We start from the raw sequence: 16,924 nt of genomic DNA on the forward strand, positions 1-16,924 counted from the left end.
GTTTAGGGAAGGATCATAAAGGAAATGGTTCCCTAAAAAAACAGGGGGATCACAAGATGGCGAATGACTGGTGGAAAGACGCCGTTGTCTATCAAATCTATCCGCGAAGCTTCCAAGACACGAACGGCGACGGCATAGGCGACCTGCGGGGGGTTATCGCGCGTCTCGATTACATAAAAGAACTTGGCGCTGATGTGATATGGATCTGCCCGATTTACCCGTCGCCAAACGTCGATAACGGCTACGACGTGACGGATCATCAAGCGATTATGAAATCTTACGGAACGATGGAGGACTTTCACGATCTGCTTACGGAATGCCGCAGCCGCGGATTAAAGCTTGTGATGGATTTCGTCTTAAATCATACATCCACAGAGCATCCTTGGTTCAAAGAAGCGGAAATGAATCCGAACAGCAAATACCGTAAATATTATTTTTGGCGGCCGGGCACCGCAGACGGCCCGCCGACCGATTGGGTGTCGGATTACGGACAATCCGTCTGGCAGTACGAAGAGCATACAGGTGAATATTACCTGCATATGAACGCCGTCAAACAAGCCGATCTGAATTGGGAAAATCCCGAAATGCGGCAATCAGTGTACGAGATGATGAGATTCTGGCTCGATAAAGGCGTGGACGGATTGCGTATTGACCAGCTCCATCTTCTGTCAAAAAAAGAATACCTGCCGCCGTATGAAGATTATATCGCTCGCCGGGCTGATCCGAAGCCTTTCCGGCCAAACGGAGCACGGATACATGATTACTTAAAAGAAATGACGAAAGAGGTATTTTCCAAATATGACGTGATGTCGGTCGGCGAGGCCGGATCAGTGACGCCTGAGGAAGGGCTGGTCTACACGGGAACCGATGAGCATGAGCTGAATATGATTTTTCATTTTCAGCATATGGAGCTTGATCAGAAGCCGGGACAAGAGCATTGGGATGTAAAGCCGCTTGAGCTGTCTGACTTGAAGAAAGTGCTCACAGACTGGCAGAAAAAACTTGAGCACCAAGGCTGGAATACGCTGTATTGGTGCAATCATGACCAGCCCCGGATCGTATCCCGGTTCGGAGACGAAGGCAAATACCGCAAAGCATCCGCCAAAATGCTTGCCGCCCTGCTTTATTTCATGAAAGGCACGCCGTACATTTATCAGGGAGAAGAACTCGGTATGACAAACGCTCCGTTTGACAGGATCGAGGATTATCAGGATATTCAGACCGTCAATATGTATCACAAAAGGGTATTTGAAATGGGCCGTGACAGAGAGGAAGTCATGGCGTCCATCATGGCGAAAAGCCGCGACCATGCCCGTACACCGATGCAGTGGGACGGAAGCCGAAATGCCGGATTTACAGAAGGAGAACCGTGGCTGAAGGTCAATCCCAATTACAAAACGATCAATGCAGCCGAGGCTGAGAATGATCCCGATTCCGTATTGAACTTTTACAAAAAACTGATCCGTTTACGAAAACAGTATGCTGACGTCATAAAAGGCAGCTACACGCTGCTGCTCCCTGATGACCCGCAGCTGTTTGTGTATGAAAGACAGGCAAACGGACAAAAGCTCATCTCTATCAGCAATGTATCAAAAGAAGAAGCCGCCTTTTATTGGCCGGACGGTTCCGAGCCTGGAAGTGCGAAACTGCTTCTCAGCAACTATGAAAATGCCGGAAGCGCGGATTCCTGCATAACATTCCGTCCATATGAAACAAGAGTCTATCTGCTTGCCTGATCCTGAGCAGTCTTGATCCGCTTGGCAGCCGTCCTCGTTTCTTTTGTAACGGGGATGCTTCCTTTTGCTTTGGCGAGACCGAATGCCGGCATATTGACATAGATGGATTCATAACTGCCAGCGGGAACTGTATATGTTTCATGGTATATACCGACCGCTTGAGATGCGGCCGCGCGCTGATAAAAATGCCGCCATGCTTTCATATGTTTTTCTCCTTTGGCGTAGGACATAAGGTCATCAAAAGAGCGCCAATATTGGATCAGTGTAATGCTTCGTAATGTACAGGACATTTCCATAGAGAGAAAGCCGAGCTCCTTATTGGCATACAATTCTTTAATCATTGGCGTCATTGCTCGGACAACAGGAAGCCAGCGATGTATTGAAGGCCATTTGTTAATTCGAACACCGATAATAAAGACGACGGTTTCTTCATTGGAGCGGGCTGTTACCTGTGAAGCGGTGATCATCTGTTTTTTCATTTAAAGCTCATCTCCTTTTTGCAGTTTGCTGATGACGGCATCTGCCCACTCGATCGCGGCCGCTGTCACTCGTTTGCCGTAGTCAATAGTAAACAGCCTAAGCTCCATACCATCCCGTTTTAAAAGTGATTGTTCGATTGTTTCATACAGTTCATATTTCATATTGAGCTGGAGTTTATAGTGCTCTATCATCCGGATATTTGAGGCAGTGTCTTGTTTATCGCTGAAAAAAAGCTTCAGCAGCAACTCATTTTTTTCGGCAGCTGGCTGCTTGACCGGCTCGTTCAGCCAATCCTGTAATGCATCTTCACCCTTTTGGGTAAGGTGGTATTCTTTTTTGTCAGGACGGTCTTCTTGAACGGTTGTTGTCACCGTCAGCAATCCTTCTTCTGTAAGCCGTTTTAAATTAGGATAAATCTGGCTGTAGCTGATGGTCCAAAAATGCTGCAAACTCCGATCCATCATTTGCTTTATTTCATAACCCGTGTGACATCCTATTGTTATTAAACCGAGTAAGGCGTAATAAGTATCAGATTTCTTACTCAATTTTCACCCTCCTATATATTCAATAGATATATATCAATTAGATATAATAATAACGGAAACATATCTACACATCAATTCTTTTCAAAAAATATCTTGCAAAACGTAATTACTTCGTTTTATTATGGTATAGGAACAAATGAACGAGAAAGTACAAAGTACGGTTCGGAAATCGTCATCATTCTGATTTACAGGACAGGGGGAAACGAGCTTGTTTAAAAAATGGAGCGGAATCATTGTCATTGCAGCATGCTTTTTAATTGCGGCGGGCTGCGGCAATTCATCTACAAAAGGTTCGTCAGGTTCTTCGAAAAACGGCAAACTGCACGTCGTGACAACCTTTTATCCAATGTACGAATTCACAAAACAAATTGTCAAAGACAAAGGCGATGTAGACATGCTCATCCCGTCTTCGGTCGAACCTCATGATTGGGAGCCGACGCCGAAGGATATCGCCGGCATTCAAAACGCCGATCTTTTCGTTTACAACAGCGAATATATGGAGACATGGGTTCCCTCAGCGGAAAAAAGCATGGGCTCCGATCATGCGAAGTTTGTAAAGGCGTCAAAAGGAATTGACCTGCTCGAAGGTTCGGATGAAGAGGAAGAGGAGCATGATCACGGCGGTCATGACCACAGCCACAGCATGGACCCTCACGTTTGGCTGAGCCCGGTTCTTGCGCAAAAAGAGGTCAAAACCATTACGGCGCAGATCGTAAAACAGGATCCGAAGAATAAAGCATACTATGAGAAAAACAGTAAAGAATATATTGCAAAACTGCAGGATCTTGATAAACTATACCGTACAACATTAAATAAAGCGGCGAAAAAAGAATTGATCACACAGCATGCGGCATTCAGCTATTTAGCTAAAGAGTACGGTTTGAAACAGGTCGCGATTGCAGGCCTTTCTCCTGAAGAAGAGCCGAGCCCGGCCAAACTGGCAGAGCTCAAAACGTTTGCCAAAAAGCATGATGTGAAGATCATCTACTTTGAAGAAGTCGCATCGCCTAAAGTTGCAGATACACTTGCCGGTGAAATCGGCGCGAAAACGGAAGTGCTCAATACACTGGAAGGTTTAAGCCAAAAAGAACGGGATAAAGGCATCGGTTATATCGACATTATGGAGAAAAACCTCGATGCACTGAAAGATTCGCTATTGGTTAAATAACATAGTGTGCGCCGCGGGGTGCACACTATTTCTATGCGGGAAAGGAAGATCAGCATGAATCTCGTTACATTACAGGATATCGTTTTTGGTTATTCGCATACACCCGTGCTTGACGGCGTGTCGCTGGAAATCAAAAGCGGCGAATTCGTCGGCATTACAGGGCCGAACGGCGCGTCAAAATCGACGCTGATGAAAGTCATGCTCGGCATGCTCAGACCTTGGGAAGGAACGGCCGAGATCAGTAAAAAAAATGCCGCCGGAAAACGCCTGACAATCGGCTATGTTCCGCAGCAGATTTCTTCATTTAACGCAGGATTTCCGAGCACGGTTCTTGAGCTTGTGCAATCTGGCCGTTATACGAAAGGGAAATGGTTTAAACGATTAAACGAAACGGATCACCACGAGGTGGAAAACGCGCTGAAGATGGTGGAAATGTGGGATTTCCGCAACCGGAAAATCGGCGACTTATCCGGCGGACAGAAGCAGAAAATCTGCATTGCGAGAATGCTTGCGAGCAATCCGGATCTGCTGATGCTTGATGAGCCGACAACCGCGGTTGATTATGAAAGCAGACAGGGCTTCTACGAATTTATGCACCATCAGGTAAAAAATCACAACCGCACCGTCGTTATGGTGACACACGAACAAAATGAAGTCCAGCAGTATCTGGATAAAGTCATACGGCTTGAGAGGGGGGAAAAAGGCGGATGGAAATGTTTGACTTGGAATTCATGCGACGAGCTTTTCTAGCGGGAAGCATGATCGGAATTATGGCGCCGATATTAGGCGTATATCTCGTGCTGAGAAGACAGGCGCTGATGGCGGATACGCTGTCTCACATTTCATTGTCCGGCGTTGCCATCGGCTTTTTTCTCAGTACCAATATTACGGCGGCGAGCATCGTTGTCGTCACGATCGGAGCGATCGGCATAGAATACATGCGGCGGGCATACCGTACATATTCAGAGGTCTCTATCGCCATATTAATGGCGGCCGGGCTGTCGTTTGCGATGTTTCTGATCAGTCTGTCAAAAGGCGGCGCGTCGATGAGCATCGATCAATATTTATTTGGATCGCTTGTGACGGTCAGCCAGCAGCAGGTCTATATTATCGGCGGCATTACCCTGCTGATTCTGCTTTATTTCATTATTTTAAACAGACCGCTCTATCTGCTTACCTTTGATGAGGCGACGGCGAAGACATCAGGCATTAACACAAATCTCTTGTCAATGTCCTTCAGCATCGTGACGGGGCTTGCGATTTCGGTCATTATTCCGATTATCGGCGTGCTGCTCGTTTCCGCGCTGCTCGTATTGCCCGCGGCTTTTGCGATTCGTATCGCCAAAGGGTTTAAATGGGTGTTTACGGCAGCCATTGTCATTTCTCTGTTCAGTGTGTTCACGGGGCTGACGTCTTCTTACCAGCTCGGAACGCCTCCGGGGCCGTCAATTACTCTACTGTTAATCATTCTGCTTCTGCTCGGCTTTACGCTGCAGGGGATTTGGAATGCGTTTAAAAAAGGAAAAGAACGAAAAAACCGCCGTTAAGCGGGGCTGCAGTCTCATCTGCCGCTCCGTTTAACGGCTTTTTTTATAGAAATAAATCAGCGAGACGTTCGTATGATTCTTTTTTTGCTTCAAAGTCAAAGACGTTGCAGAGCACCATCATCTCTTTTGTCTGATAACGATCTGACAGTTCAAGCAGGTGGCGTCTGACTGCGGCGGGAGAGCCGATCACCATCCGCTTCCTGTTTTCTTCTATCTGCTTACGGTCCTCCGGGGAATACGGGTAAGCCTTCGCTTCTTCAACACTCGGCACACGGCTGTCGGCCCCTTTCCCGACACGAAGCAGCCATAAATCCTGGCTTAACGCGAGTTCTTCCGCTTTCTCATCCGTAGCCGCACATATGACGAAAATGGCACAGAGAGAGGCGGGAGCGGAAAAATGGGCGGAGGCCCGGAAATGATCCTGATAGATCTGAAAGGCTTTTTCCCCGCGTTCCGGATTAATGAAATGGCCGAAAACATAGCCCGCACCCTGCTGAGCCGCGCGTCTGGCGCTGTTTTCTCCGAGGCCGAGCACCCATAGCTGCGGGGCTGTTTCAATCAAAGGCGCTGTCTTTATTCCTGCATAATCATGATCCGCAGGGATAGAATCTGTCAGAAAGGATGATAAATCCTGAAGCTGTCTGTTGAACTCGGTCATGCTTTTCTTGACCCCGTCTGTGAGGGCGAGCCGGATTTTCGTCGTGCCGCCAGGTGAGCGTCCGACCCCAAGGTCAATACGATTCGGATGCAGCGCCTCAAGCTGACGGAATGTTTCCGCGACTTTATAGGGGCTGTACTGCGGCAGCAGAACGCCGCCTGAGCCGATACGGATGGACGTTGTGGCCGCGGCGGTATGAGCCATCATAATTTCCGGCGACACGCTTGCGAGCCCCCTTGTGCCGTGATGCTCGGCAAACCAGTACCTCTTATAGCCCCATCCTTCGCTGAGGCGGGCGAGCTCCGCGGAATGGCGAAGCGTCTCGTGCGGCCCGTTTCCTTTGGATACGGGCGCCTGATCAAGTATGCTTAAATCAATCACTCGTCTGCCCCTTTCCTGAATGTATTGATACAAGGATAGAAAAAATGGTTCGTCCCCGTCAATTTCTTTGTTTTCTCTATTCTCTCCGGAATGAAGGAGAATATAGAAAGTGAATTTTCGCCGTTTTTCGTCAAAAATTCTTATGTTTTATGAAACTTTGATATAATAAAAGACGTATATCTTAATAAATACCGGGATCCTTATCCCGGAATTTTGTGAAAATGCGCACTTGCGGCGTGCTTATCGGCACCCTTACAGAATAGGAGTGAATCATATGGCGATCTCTTTACAAAAAGGACAGCGAATTGATTTAACAAAAGGAAAAGCAGGCCTGTCAAAACTGCTGGTCGGATTGGGCTGGGACCCTGTATCATCGGGCGGCTTTTTCGGAAAGCTGTTCGGCGGAGGCGGTGCCAATATCGACTGTGACGCTTCCGTACTGATGCTTGAAAATGATAAAATGACAGACAGCAAAAACGTCATCTATTTCGGCAACCTGAAAAGCCGGTGCGGCGGTGTCGTACATACGGGTGACAACCTGACGGGAGAAGGCGACGGCGATGATGAACAAATTCTCATCGACTTGGCGAAAGTGCCCGCACAGATTAATAAACTTGTATTTGTCGTCAATATTTATGACTGCGTCAGACGCAAACAGGACTTCGGCATGATTCAAAACGCGTTCATCCGCGTCGTTGATCAATCTAACCGCGAAGAATTGGTGACTTACAATTTAAGAGATAACTATTCAGGCAAGACGAGCCTGATCGCGGCTGAAATCTACCGTCAGGACGGCGAGTGGAAATTCGCCGCAGTAGGAGAAGGCACAAACGATACAAAAATCGGCGATATCGTTAACCGATACGCCTAAACGAAAAAAAGGAGAGTGCACACATGGCAATTTCATTGGCAAAAGGGCAAAAAGTAGATTTGACTAAAACAAATCCGGGTCTTTCTAAAGTCGTTGTCGGCCTTGGCTGGGATACAAACAAATACGACGGCGGACATGATTTTGATTTAGATTCCAGCGTCTTTCTATTAAATGAAGCGGGAAGATGCGCGTCGCCTGATGATTTCATTTTCTATAATCAGCTTGAAGGCGGAAACGGTTCCGTCGCACATTCAGGCGACAACCTGACAGGCCAGGGCGAGGGTGACGATGAAAGCGTAAGAGTCAACCTGAGTGCGGTGCCTGCCGCTATTGACAAAATCTCATTTGTCATCACGATTCATGAAGCGGAAGCGCGCGGCCAAAACTTCGGACAAGTCTCCAACGCGTTCGTGCGCATTGTTAATGAAGAAACAAATGAAGAGCTGATCCGCTATGATCTGGCTGAAGATTTCTCAATCGAAACAGCCATTATCGCAGGGGAGCTCTACAGACATAACGGCGAATGGAAATTTTCCGCGATCGGCTCAGGCTACCAAGGCGGACTGGCCCGTATTGCGACAGATTACGGCCTTCAAATCGGCTGAACCATATAAAACACAGAAGGGAGAGGACGGCACATGGCTATTCAATTGTCGAAAGGACAGCGTGTTGATCTGACAAAAACGAACCCAGGCCTTACAAAAGCGGTGATCGGCTTAGGCTGGGATACGAACAAGTACTCCGGAGGGCATGATTTTGACCTTGATGCGTCGGCTTTTCTGGTCGATGCCCATGACAACTGTGTAAATGATCTTGATTTTGTTTTTTACAATAACCTGGAACATCCGAGCGGCGGCGTCATCCATACGGGAGACAACCGGACGGGTGAGGGCGATGGAGACGATGAACAAATTATCGTCGACTTCACAAAAATACCCGCAAATATAGAAAAGATCGGCATCACCGTCACGATTCATGACGCGGAAGCGCGCGGCCAAAATTTCGGACAAGTCTCGAACGCGTTCGTGCGCGTCGTCGATGAAAACAACCAGAATGAACTGCTTCGTTTTGATTTAGGGGAAGACTTCTCGATTGAAACGGCGGTTGTCGTTTGTGAGCTTTACCGCCATGGGGCTGAGTGGAAATTTAACGCCATCGGCAGCGGGTTTTCCGGCGGTCTGGCATCACTGTGCCGGAATTACGGCTTGCAGGTGTAAGCAGGAAATTACCGTTTTACTAAATAGGAGGAAAAAACTTGGATTTTCTACATCATATTATGTCGACCTACGCTTCCTTTTTTGATTGGAAAATGTGGGGTGAGGTGCTGACTGACCCTGTATCATGGGGGCTGATCGGTTCCTTGGTTCTGCTGGAAGGCCTGCTGTCGGCCGACAATGCGTTAGTGCTTGCGGTTATGGTAAGGCATCTGCCTGAAAAACAGCGAAAGAAAGCATTGACGTACGGATTGTTCGGAGCATATATTTTCCGTTTTATCTTTATCGGAATCGGAATGCTGCTCATTAAGTTCTGGTGGATCAAAGTGCTTGGCGCGCTGTACCTGGCTTGGCTCGTCATTAAGCATTTCTGGATCGGAGAAGGTGATGACGATACGGAAGGCATGAAGAAAAATTCTTGGATGGTCCGTACGTTCGGGATTTTCTGGGCCACTGTCGTTTCAGTGGAACTGATGGATCTTGCCTTCTCTGTTGACAGCATTTTGGCCGCGTTTGCGGTATCGGAAAAAGTGTGGGTGCTCTTGATCGGCGGTATGCTCGGCATTCTCATGATGCGTACAGTCGCAAAAGTATTCCTTGTTTTAATTGATAAAATCCCTGAGCTTGAAAACACGGCTTTCGTGCTGATCGGGATTATCGCCGTGAAAATGGCGGCGAGCGCTTTTGATTATGAAATGCCGCACGTGGTGTTCTTCGGAATCATCATCGCTGCGTTTGTGGTGACGTTTGTCATCCATTATTTCAACAAACAAAAGCAGGTTCAGGAGCAGACGGCTGCATCTAAAGAAGAATAAAACCAAAAAGGAGGGAGAGTTCATTTCCTTCCTTTTTTGTACCGATAATCAAGAAGAGAAAGGAGGAAGATGATGAGGCAGGAAGAATTGGTGATCCGAAAGGCTGAGCTTGAAAACGATGACTGGGAAACGTTTCTGATGCAGCCGCTGCCGGAACGCCCCGGTTACGAGCGGGAAAACGGGCTGGCTTTTACCCGCCTTGCCGTCAGGATTTTAGGCACTCCTTATGATGAGACGGAATATTACAATACGCTTTTCGAGCTGTCTTCTCATGAAAACATTCATGTATTGAGCGAAACACTGGATAAGACCATCGCGCCTGAAACGTTTCAGGCGCTGCAGCACATTCATACGGTCAATCAAAAGGAGAAAGGGCTTTCGGTTTCCAGGTTTGTCGCGTTTCTCGACGGAGGCAGGCTGCTTGCCAAACATCCCGATCCGCTTATGCACCGCCGGCTGAGAACCGCGTTTATGACGCTTTTGGAAACCTTTGCAAGCCGGCATGAAAACGGGCTGAATCATCCCGATTTCCGGCGTGTGCTCCTGGATGTGTCAAAGTTTTCGCTGAACCACCTGAATCCATGGCTCGAACAAGCCGATATAGAGCGTGAGATGCCGAAGGTGGTGTGGTATGGAGACGCTGCCAAAAGCCAGCTCTATTTTCTCTATTATTTAATGCTGGTCGGCTGTGATGTCCTATTATTTCATCCGGCTGGTGAAGATCTGTTCAGTGAGATTGATCCGGATGAGGAGCTCAGCTTTGTGATAAAGCTCCCCGCAATAGGCGGCCTTGAGCCTTTTCCAAAAGAAAAACCGGTTAGAACCTCCACGGCGGCCTACCGGTCAACCAAAGAAATTGAGCATGTGTTAAACCATGAAGAGTCAATGATGTATAAGCCTTGGCAGTTCAGAGAGCATACCCCGCAGTCCGTGACATTAAAAACGACGTATGATGAGTTATTTCTCATTGCGAAGGAGCGGGCCTTTATCCGTCCGCAATTTAAAGCGGACAGGGAGCGGGTTGCCGTTCCGAACCTTTTTGCGAAAGTAATGGGGGTTTCCAAAGATACGAAAGAATATTGGAACAGGCTCCATACCGCCGAGGACTATCAGGAGACACACATGATCCGCAGTTTTCCGTTTACGGAAGAGCTGAAAGCCAACTACCAGTATCATTACAGTCAAGTCTTAAATGAAGAAGGAACGATTGACGCGGAAAGGCTGAAAAGAAGCAACATCTGGCAGTACAAGCATCTCCCGTCAGGGGTGCAGACCGCCATCGCCAATGTGATTTCTGACATGTGCAGAAACCCCGGAATGAAGGCTTTGCCAGGGGAGCAGGCAAGGGATGCCGCTATTTATTTGTTCCGCCAGGCGACGAACCTGCCCGCTTCGCTGCTGCAATTGATTCAGACGTTTGATTACGCCCAAACCGTTCCGAAGCTGCTTTTGTATCATACGGAACAAAATGGCGAATTCACGCGTTCTGATGCGGCCGCTCTTTTGTTTTTAAATAAATTCGGCGTTGATATCATCTTGTATAATCCGCCGGGTCATCAGGACATCGAGCATTATATAGAAGAAAGCCAATTTGATGTCCATTGGCTGGAGGACATGGTGTTTCGGCAGGAATATAAGGAGCCGTCACTCGTAAGAAAGCTGTTTAGAACTATTACGCAAAAGCAGGGAGAGTAAATAAACATGACAGAAAATCAAAATCCGCTTATTCTTGATAAAAATGAAGAGATTTCTGAACAAAAAGCAGACGACATCAGGCTGCAGCTCCGCCAAGACCCTGAGGTACAGCGCATCTCGCAGCAAATTGATGTGAAAAACCAAATGGAGCTGCTCGAGTATGGAAAAGAACCGGCAGTTGAAATCTCGAAGTTCTCCGATCGCATCTTAAATATGATGAAAACAACAAGTGTCACAGATTCAGGCACAATGCTGACGCAGCTCGGAAAAATCATGGATCGTTTTGACAAAAATGATTTCGATGAGCCAAAGGGATTTCTCGCTAAAATGTTCAAACGCGGAAACAGCATGATTGAAAAGATTTTTCAAAAGTACCGCACCCTGGGCGGAGAAATTGAAAAAATCCATGTTGAAATTTCGAAATACAAAGATGAAATGGCAAAGACGAACCATACGCTTGAAGAGATGTATGAGAACAACATTAACTACTACATGGAGCTTGAAAAATATGTCGTTGCCGGGCAGATGAAGCTTGAGGAAATGCAGGCGCTTATTCCTTCTTATGAAGAAAAAGCGGCGGGCGGAAACCAGCTGGCGCAAATGCAGCTCGATACGCTGCGCGACGGGCTTCAGGCGCTTGAAGAACGTGTGTATGATTTAGATATGGCGCGGATGGTGGCGCTGCAGACGGCACCGCAGATCCGCCTCCTTCAGCGCGGGAATACGAAGCTTATCGGGAAGATCAATTCCGCTTTCGTCATTACGATTCCGATTTTCAAAAACGGCATTATTCAGGCTGTCACTGTCAAACGCCAAAAGCTTGTGGCTGATTCAATGAGCGAGCTGGACCGCCGCACGAATGAAATGCTGAAGCGCAACGCTGAAAATATTTCAAGCCAAAGCGTGGAGATTGCCCGTATGGCAGGCCGTCCGAGCATTGACATTGAGACAATCGAAACATCTTGGAATACGATTGTCAGCGGCATGCAGGAAACAAAGCAGATTGAGGAAGAGAACAGACGCCTCAGAGAAGACGGAGCGAAAAGGATTCAACAGCTCCAAGATAATATTAAAAACGCAGTCTTAAAGAATTAATCAGCACCCCGCTTGCTTACGGCAAGCGGGTTTTTTTGCGAAAAAAGATAATGACAATGTGTAAAGACAGGTGTAAACTTATACGGTAATCATTTTCGATTTGAGGTGCTGCTTATGAACAAACAACCTGCCGTCACACCGCGTAAACTTTTGGCGATTGCCGGAATGGGCTGGCTGTTTGATGCTATGGATGTCGGAATTTTATCGTTTATTATCGCCGCGCTTCACGCTGATTGGAATTTAACACCCGATCAAATGAAATGGATCGGAAGCGTCAATTCAATCGGTATGGCAGCGGGCGCTTTTGTATTCGGAATGCTGGCTGACAGGATCGGCCGGAAAAAAGTGTTTATGATCACGCTGTTATTCTTTTCTGTCGGAAGCGGCATATCCGCTTTCGCAACGGGATTGACGGTTTTTCTCATCTTGCGTTTTCTGATCGGTATGGGGCTTGGCGGAGAGCTGCCCGTCGCTTCGACGCTCGTGTCAGAAGCGTCTGCCCCTGAAAAGCGGGGGAGGATCATCGTGCTGCTTGAAAGCTTTTGGGCCGCGGGCTGGCTTCTTGCGGCGGTTATTTCTTACTTTGTCATACCGTCATTCGGGTGGCGGGCCGCACTGCTCTTAACGGCGCTGGCGGCACTTTATGCGCTGATTTTGCGGAGAAGCCTTCCGGAATCACCGGCGCATCAGGCCTTATCACAGAAAAAAAGCATACGCGGGCAGGCGGGAAGTGTCTGGGCGAAACCGTATAGCCGGCAGACGGTGCTGCTGTCTGTCGTTTGGTTCTGTGTCGTCTTTTCCTATTACGGCATGTTTTTGTGGCTGCCGAGCGTGATGCTGATGAAAGGCTACAGCATGATTGAGAGCTTCGAATACGTACTGCTGATGACACTTGCCCAGCTTCCCGGATATTTCTCAGCGGCTTGGCTGATCGAAAAAGCGGGGCGGAAGACCCTCTTGGTCATCTATTTGCTCGGAACGGCGGGCAGCGCTTATTTCTTCGGTGCCGCGGATTCATTGGGTATGCTGCTTGCGGCCGGCATGCTGCTGTCATTCTTCAATCTCGGCGCATGGGGCGTGCTTTACGCTTATACACCGGAGCAATATCCTGCGGCGATCCGTGCGACCGGTTCCGGCACTGCGGCGGCAGTCGGCAGAATCGGCGGTATTTTCGGCCCGCTTCTCGTCGGGTCGCTTGCAGCCCGGAATGTATCGTTTACAGCTATCTTTGCCGTCTTTTGTGCGGCCATCCTGATTGCTGTCATCACCATCCTTATTCTCGGAAAAGAAACGAAACAGACAGAGCTTGCGCAATGAGCACCCTTTTGGGGTGCTTTTTTTAGTGAGGCGTCTGTTTGAAAGACCTATATTTTTCCTTAATATTCCTTAATTTTAGGAAGAGGCAACACCTTTTTTTGGGACAATATCGCAAAAAAATTCTTGTATTTGTAAAAAAAGGGTAGGAAATCAGTTTGCAGCATATTTGATGGAAACGTTCTCAAGCCTGATAAAAGCTCAATTTCCCTTGTAATTTATCATCATTAAGGAGGATTAGAGAGTATTTAGAAGCATACCAGAGGAAAATAAGTCACATGGATGTTTTTAAAGTAATGATACAAAATAAAAGGGATTATGATGTTTGTTTGACTTATTACAAACGTGTTACGGTATTAAAGATTGCTTATTATGGAGGGAAAATATGAATTCGGATGAGAAACCAATTAAGATAAAAGTCGAAAATGTATCTAAGGTTTTCGGAAAACAGACAAAAAAAGCCATTCAGATGCTGTCCAGCGGTAAAAATAAAAAAGAGATCCTGAAAGCGACCGGATCAACCGTTGGTGTCAATCAAGCAAACTTTGATGTATATGATGGGGAGATATTTGTCATCATGGGTCTATCGGGGAGCGGTAAATCAACTTTAGTGCGGCTGTTAAACCGGCTTATTGAACCGACTGCCGGGAATATCTATATTGATGGTGACATGATAACAAATATGTCAAAAGACCAGCTCCGGGAAGTGCGCCGGAAAAAAATCAGCATGGTCTTTCAAAAATTTGCACTGTTTCCGCACAGAACGATTCTTGAAAATACGGAATACGGTTTGGAGCTCCAAGGCGTTGACAAAAAAGAGCGTGAGCAAAAAGCGCTTGATTCGCTTAAACTTGTCGGTCTTGAAGGCTTTGAACACCAATTCCCTGATCAGCTCAGCGGAGGAATGCAGCAGCGTGTCGGCCTTGCCCGCGCATTGACGAATGATCCTGACATTCTTCTGATGGATGAAGCTTTCAGTGCGCTTGATCCGCTGATCCGTAAAGATATGCAGGATGAGCTTTTAGACCTTCATGACTCTGTCGGCAAAACGATTATCTTCATCACGCATGACCTTGATGAAGCATTGCGTATCGGCGACAGAATCGTGCTGATGAAAGACGGTAACATCGTTCAGATCGGGACACCTGAAGAAATTCTGATGAGCCCGTCCAATGAATACGTTGAAAAATTCGTTGAAGACGTTGATTTATCTAAAGTTCTGACAGCGGGCCACATCATGAAGCGCGCTGAAACTGTGCGGATTGACAAAGGGCCTCGTGTAGCGCTGCAGCTGATGAAGAACTTAGGTATTTCTTCCATCTACGCCGTTGATAAACAAAAAAAGCTACTCGGCGTCATTCACGCGGCGGATGCGAAAAAAGCGGTCGAATCCGACTTATCGCTGCAGGATATTTTAAATACTGAATTTACGACTGTGCACGAAAGCACATACTTGACGGAAATTTTCGATGTGGTGTCTGATGCGAATATCCCGATCGCCGTCACGGACGATAAAGGCCGCATGAAAGGCATTGTCGTAAAAGGCGCATTAATCGGCGCGCTTTCAGGCAATAACGATTATATAAATGTTGAAGATTCTGCTGAACAAGCTCAGGATTCTTCTGTTCAGGAGGTGAAGTAAATGGACAGATTGCCTAGAATTCCGTTAGCAGATATCGTTGACCGGTTTGTTGACTGGCTTACTATGACGTTCGGAGGTTTCTTTGACGGAATCTCAAACGGATTGGCCGCTTTCGTAAACGCGATTGTGAGCGGGTTGGGTTTCATCCCGTCTATTTTATTGACTGTGATTTTTGCAGCTCTTGCTTGGTGGATCAGTACGAGAGGAATTGCACTCTTTACGTTAATCGGATTCCTTGTTATTGATTATTTGGGCTATTGGTCGCCGATGCTGCAAACATTGGCGCTTGTCGTAACATCTGTTTTGATTTCCATTATTATTGGGGTTCCGATTGGCGTGTGGGCGTCTCAGAAAGAAACGGTCCGCCGCATTGTCACACCGATTCTCGATTTAATGCAGACCATGCCGGCCTTCGTATACCTGCTGCCTGCGATTTTCTTCTTTAATATCGGCGTTGTGCCGGGCGTTGTGGCATCTGTTATTTTCGCGATGCCTCCGACGATCCGCATGACGGTTCTCGGTATTAAACAAGTCCCGGCTGATCTGATTGAAGCGACGGAAGCATTCGGTTCAACGACGTCTCAGCGTCTGTTCAAGGTACAGCTTCCGCTTGCCACAAAAACAATTCTTGCCGGTATTAACCAAAGCATCATGCTGGCGTTATCAATGGTCGTTATCGCGGCCATGGTAGGTGCGCCGGGTCTTGGTTCTGAAGTATACAGCGCCGTGACACAATTGAAAACCGGTGTCGGAGTAGAAGCGGGTATTGCGATCGTTATCGTCGCGATTACGCTTGACCGTATTACGCAAAACATTAAAGTGAAGAAAAAGAGCAGGGGGAATGCCTGATGCTTAAGAAAATCATCGGTGTCGGCGTTACCGCTGCGCTGGCTCTTTCTTTGGCCGCCTGCGGTTCGCAGACTGATGGTCAAGCTACGGCTGCGTCCCAGGTGAACAAAACCATTATCGGTATTGACCCGGGTTCGGGAATCATGGCCTTAACGGATGAGGCCGTGAAGGATTACGGATTGAAAGACTGGAACGTCGTGACAGCATCAAGCGCCGCCATGACCGCGACATTGAAGAAATCATATGACCGGAAGAAGCCGATCATCGTAACGGGCTGGACGCCGCACTGGATGTTCTCCAGATATAAGCTGAAGTTCCTTGATGATCCGAAAAAAACGTACGGAACTGCCGAGCAGATTCATACGATTACAAGAACCGGCTTCAGTAAGGAACAGCCCAACGCGGTCAAAGTTCTCAGCCAGTTCAAATGGACGCAGGACGATATGGGAGAAGTCATGATTGCCGTTGAAGAAGGCGAAAAGCCGGCCAAAGCCGCTGCTGATTATGTGAAAAAACATAAAGATCAAGTGGCTCAATGGACAAAAGGCGCTCATAAAGTAAAAGGTGATAAAATCAACCTGGCTTATGTGGCGTGGGACAGTGAAATCGCCAGTACCAATGTAGTCGGAAAGGTATTGCAAGACCTCGGCTATGACGTGAAGCTGACGCAAGTGGAGGCAGGCCCGATGTGGACTGCGGTTGCGACAGGCAGCGCGGATGCGTCATTGTCTGCTTGGCTACCGAACACCCATAAAGCTTATGCGTCTAAATATAAAGGCAAATATGAAGATGTAGGAACGAGTCTGACAGGCGTCAAGATGGGTCTGGTCGTTCCCCAGTATATGAAAAACGTCAATTCAATTGAAGATTTGAAGAAGTAATGAAGAAAAGCAGCCCCGTGCCGGGCTGCTTTT

The 16,924-nt window shown here is 47.5% G+C and carries 17 protein-coding genes; 14 read left to right on the forward strand and 3 right to left on the reverse strand.

Features of this window, described 5'->3' with window-relative positions:
* Window positions 1-56: 56 nt before the first annotated feature.
* A complete protein-coding gene (locus tag MHH91_RS01505) occupies window positions 57-1,736 on the forward strand; it encodes a glycoside hydrolase family 13 protein (RefSeq protein ID WP_013350921.1) in 1,680 nt (559 codons plus the stop codon).
* Here the strand turns inward: MHH91_RS01505 and MHH91_RS01510 are convergent.
* Together MHH91_RS01510 and MHH91_RS01515 are read right to left on the reverse strand one after the other, a co-directional pair.
* Window positions 1,721-2,215 (reverse strand): DUF4188 domain-containing protein, encoded by a 495-nt coding sequence (locus tag MHH91_RS01510; RefSeq protein ID WP_013350922.1) that lies wholly within the window; start codon window positions 2,213-2,215, stop codon window positions 1,721-1,723. The two genes, MHH91_RS01505 and MHH91_RS01510, sit on opposite strands and share 16 nt — an antisense overlap.
* The gene (locus MHH91_RS01515; protein ID WP_013350923.1) at window positions 2,216-2,761 is read right to left on the reverse strand and encodes a PadR family transcriptional regulator; all 546 of its coding nucleotides are present in this window, start codon (window positions 2,759-2,761) and stop codon (window positions 2,216-2,218) included.
* 208 nt (window positions 2,762-2,969) lie between these two features.
* Here MHH91_RS01515 and MHH91_RS01520 point away from each other — a divergent pair, with 208 nt between their 5' ends.
* The 3 genes from MHH91_RS01520 to MHH91_RS01530 are packed head-to-tail and all read left to right on the forward strand — an operon-like array spanning window position 2,970 to window position 5,476.
* Complete coding sequence (locus tag MHH91_RS01520) at window positions 2,970-3,929, forward strand: metal ABC transporter substrate-binding protein (RefSeq protein ID WP_013350924.1); 960 nt, start codon at window positions 2,970-2,972, stop codon at window positions 3,927-3,929.
* A gap of 54 nt (window positions 3,930-3,983) precedes the next feature.
* Window positions 3,984-4,679 carry a metal ABC transporter ATP-binding protein gene (locus MHH91_RS01525; protein ID WP_014469701.1) on the forward strand — a complete coding sequence of 232 codons (696 nt, stop codon included), beginning with the start codon at window positions 3,984-3,986 and terminating at the stop codon, window positions 4,677-4,679.
* The gene (locus MHH91_RS01530) at window positions 4,637-5,476 is read left to right on the forward strand and encodes a metal ABC transporter permease (RefSeq protein WP_013350926.1); all 840 of its coding nucleotides are present in this window, start codon (window positions 4,637-4,639) and stop codon (window positions 5,474-5,476) included. The genes MHH91_RS01525 and MHH91_RS01530 overlap by 43 nt, the downstream gene beginning before the upstream one ends.
* A gap of 43 nt (window positions 5,477-5,519) precedes the next feature.
* On the opposite strand, the gene MHH91_RS01535 is transcribed toward MHH91_RS01530, so the two are convergent.
* Window positions 5,520-6,515 (reverse strand): LLM class flavin-dependent oxidoreductase, encoded by a 996-nt coding sequence (locus MHH91_RS01535; RefSeq protein WP_013350927.1) that lies wholly within the window; start codon window positions 6,513-6,515, stop codon window positions 5,520-5,522.
* Window positions 6,516-6,789: 274 nt separating this feature from the next.
* Here MHH91_RS01535 and MHH91_RS01540 point away from each other — a divergent pair, with 274 nt between their 5' ends.
* The 10 genes from MHH91_RS01540 (at window position 6,790) to MHH91_RS01585 (ending at window position 16,891) form a co-directional block, all read left to right on the forward strand.
* Complete coding sequence (locus tag MHH91_RS01540; RefSeq protein WP_013350928.1) at window positions 6,790-7,386, forward strand: TerD family protein; 597 nt, start codon at window positions 6,790-6,792, stop codon at window positions 7,384-7,386.
* 23 nt (window positions 7,387-7,409) lie between these two features.
* On the forward strand, window positions 7,410-7,991 hold the full coding sequence (locus MHH91_RS01545; protein ID WP_003156648.1) for a TerD family protein: 582 nt from the start codon (window positions 7,410-7,412) through the stop codon (window positions 7,989-7,991).
* A gap of 33 nt (window positions 7,992-8,024) precedes the next feature.
* Window positions 8,025-8,603, forward strand: coding sequence for a TerD family protein (locus MHH91_RS01550; protein ID WP_013350929.1), 579 nt, complete (start codon window positions 8,025-8,027; stop codon window positions 8,601-8,603).
* A 38-nt stretch (window positions 8,604-8,641) separates the two neighbouring features.
* Window positions 8,642-9,415 carry a TerC family protein gene (locus tag MHH91_RS01555; RefSeq protein ID WP_013350930.1) on the forward strand — a complete coding sequence of 258 codons (774 nt, stop codon included), beginning with the start codon at window positions 8,642-8,644 and terminating at the stop codon, window positions 9,413-9,415.
* 72 nt (window positions 9,416-9,487) lie between these two features.
* A complete protein-coding gene (locus MHH91_RS01560; protein ID WP_014471409.1) occupies window positions 9,488-11,110 on the forward strand; it encodes a YceG family protein in 1,623 nt (540 codons plus the stop codon).
* Window positions 11,111-11,116: 6 nt separating this feature from the next.
* Window positions 11,117-12,205, forward strand: coding sequence for a toxic anion resistance protein (locus MHH91_RS01565; protein WP_014469703.1), 1,089 nt, complete (start codon window positions 11,117-11,119; stop codon window positions 12,203-12,205).
* Between the two features lie 114 nt (window positions 12,206-12,319).
* Window positions 12,320-13,522 carry an MFS transporter gene (locus MHH91_RS01570; RefSeq protein ID WP_014471410.1) on the forward strand — a complete coding sequence of 401 codons (1,203 nt, stop codon included), beginning with the start codon at window positions 12,320-12,322 and terminating at the stop codon, window positions 13,520-13,522.
* A 382-nt stretch (window positions 13,523-13,904) separates the two neighbouring features.
* Window positions 13,905-15,161 (forward strand): glycine/proline betaine ABC transporter ATP-binding protein OpuAA, encoded by a 1,257-nt coding sequence (gene opuAA / locus MHH91_RS01575; RefSeq protein WP_014469706.1) that lies wholly within the window; start codon window positions 13,905-13,907, stop codon window positions 15,159-15,161.
* The gene (opuAB, locus tag MHH91_RS01580; RefSeq protein WP_014469707.1) at window positions 15,162-16,010 is read left to right on the forward strand and encodes a glycine/proline betaine ABC transporter permease subunit OpuAB; all 849 of its coding nucleotides are present in this window, start codon (window positions 15,162-15,164) and stop codon (window positions 16,008-16,010) included.
* Window positions 16,010-16,891 (forward strand): glycine betaine ABC transporter substrate-binding protein, encoded by an 882-nt coding sequence (locus MHH91_RS01585; RefSeq protein ID WP_013350936.1) that lies wholly within the window; start codon window positions 16,010-16,012, stop codon window positions 16,889-16,891. The genes opuAB and MHH91_RS01585 overlap by 1 nt, the downstream gene beginning before the upstream one ends.
* The last annotated feature ends 33 nt before the right edge of the window (window positions 16,892-16,924 follow it).

This window comes from Bacillus sp. FSL K6-2819, from assembly GCF_038008305.1.
GTDB classification, from domain to species: Bacteria; Bacillota; Bacilli; order Bacillales; family Bacillaceae; genus Bacillus; species Bacillus amyloliquefaciens.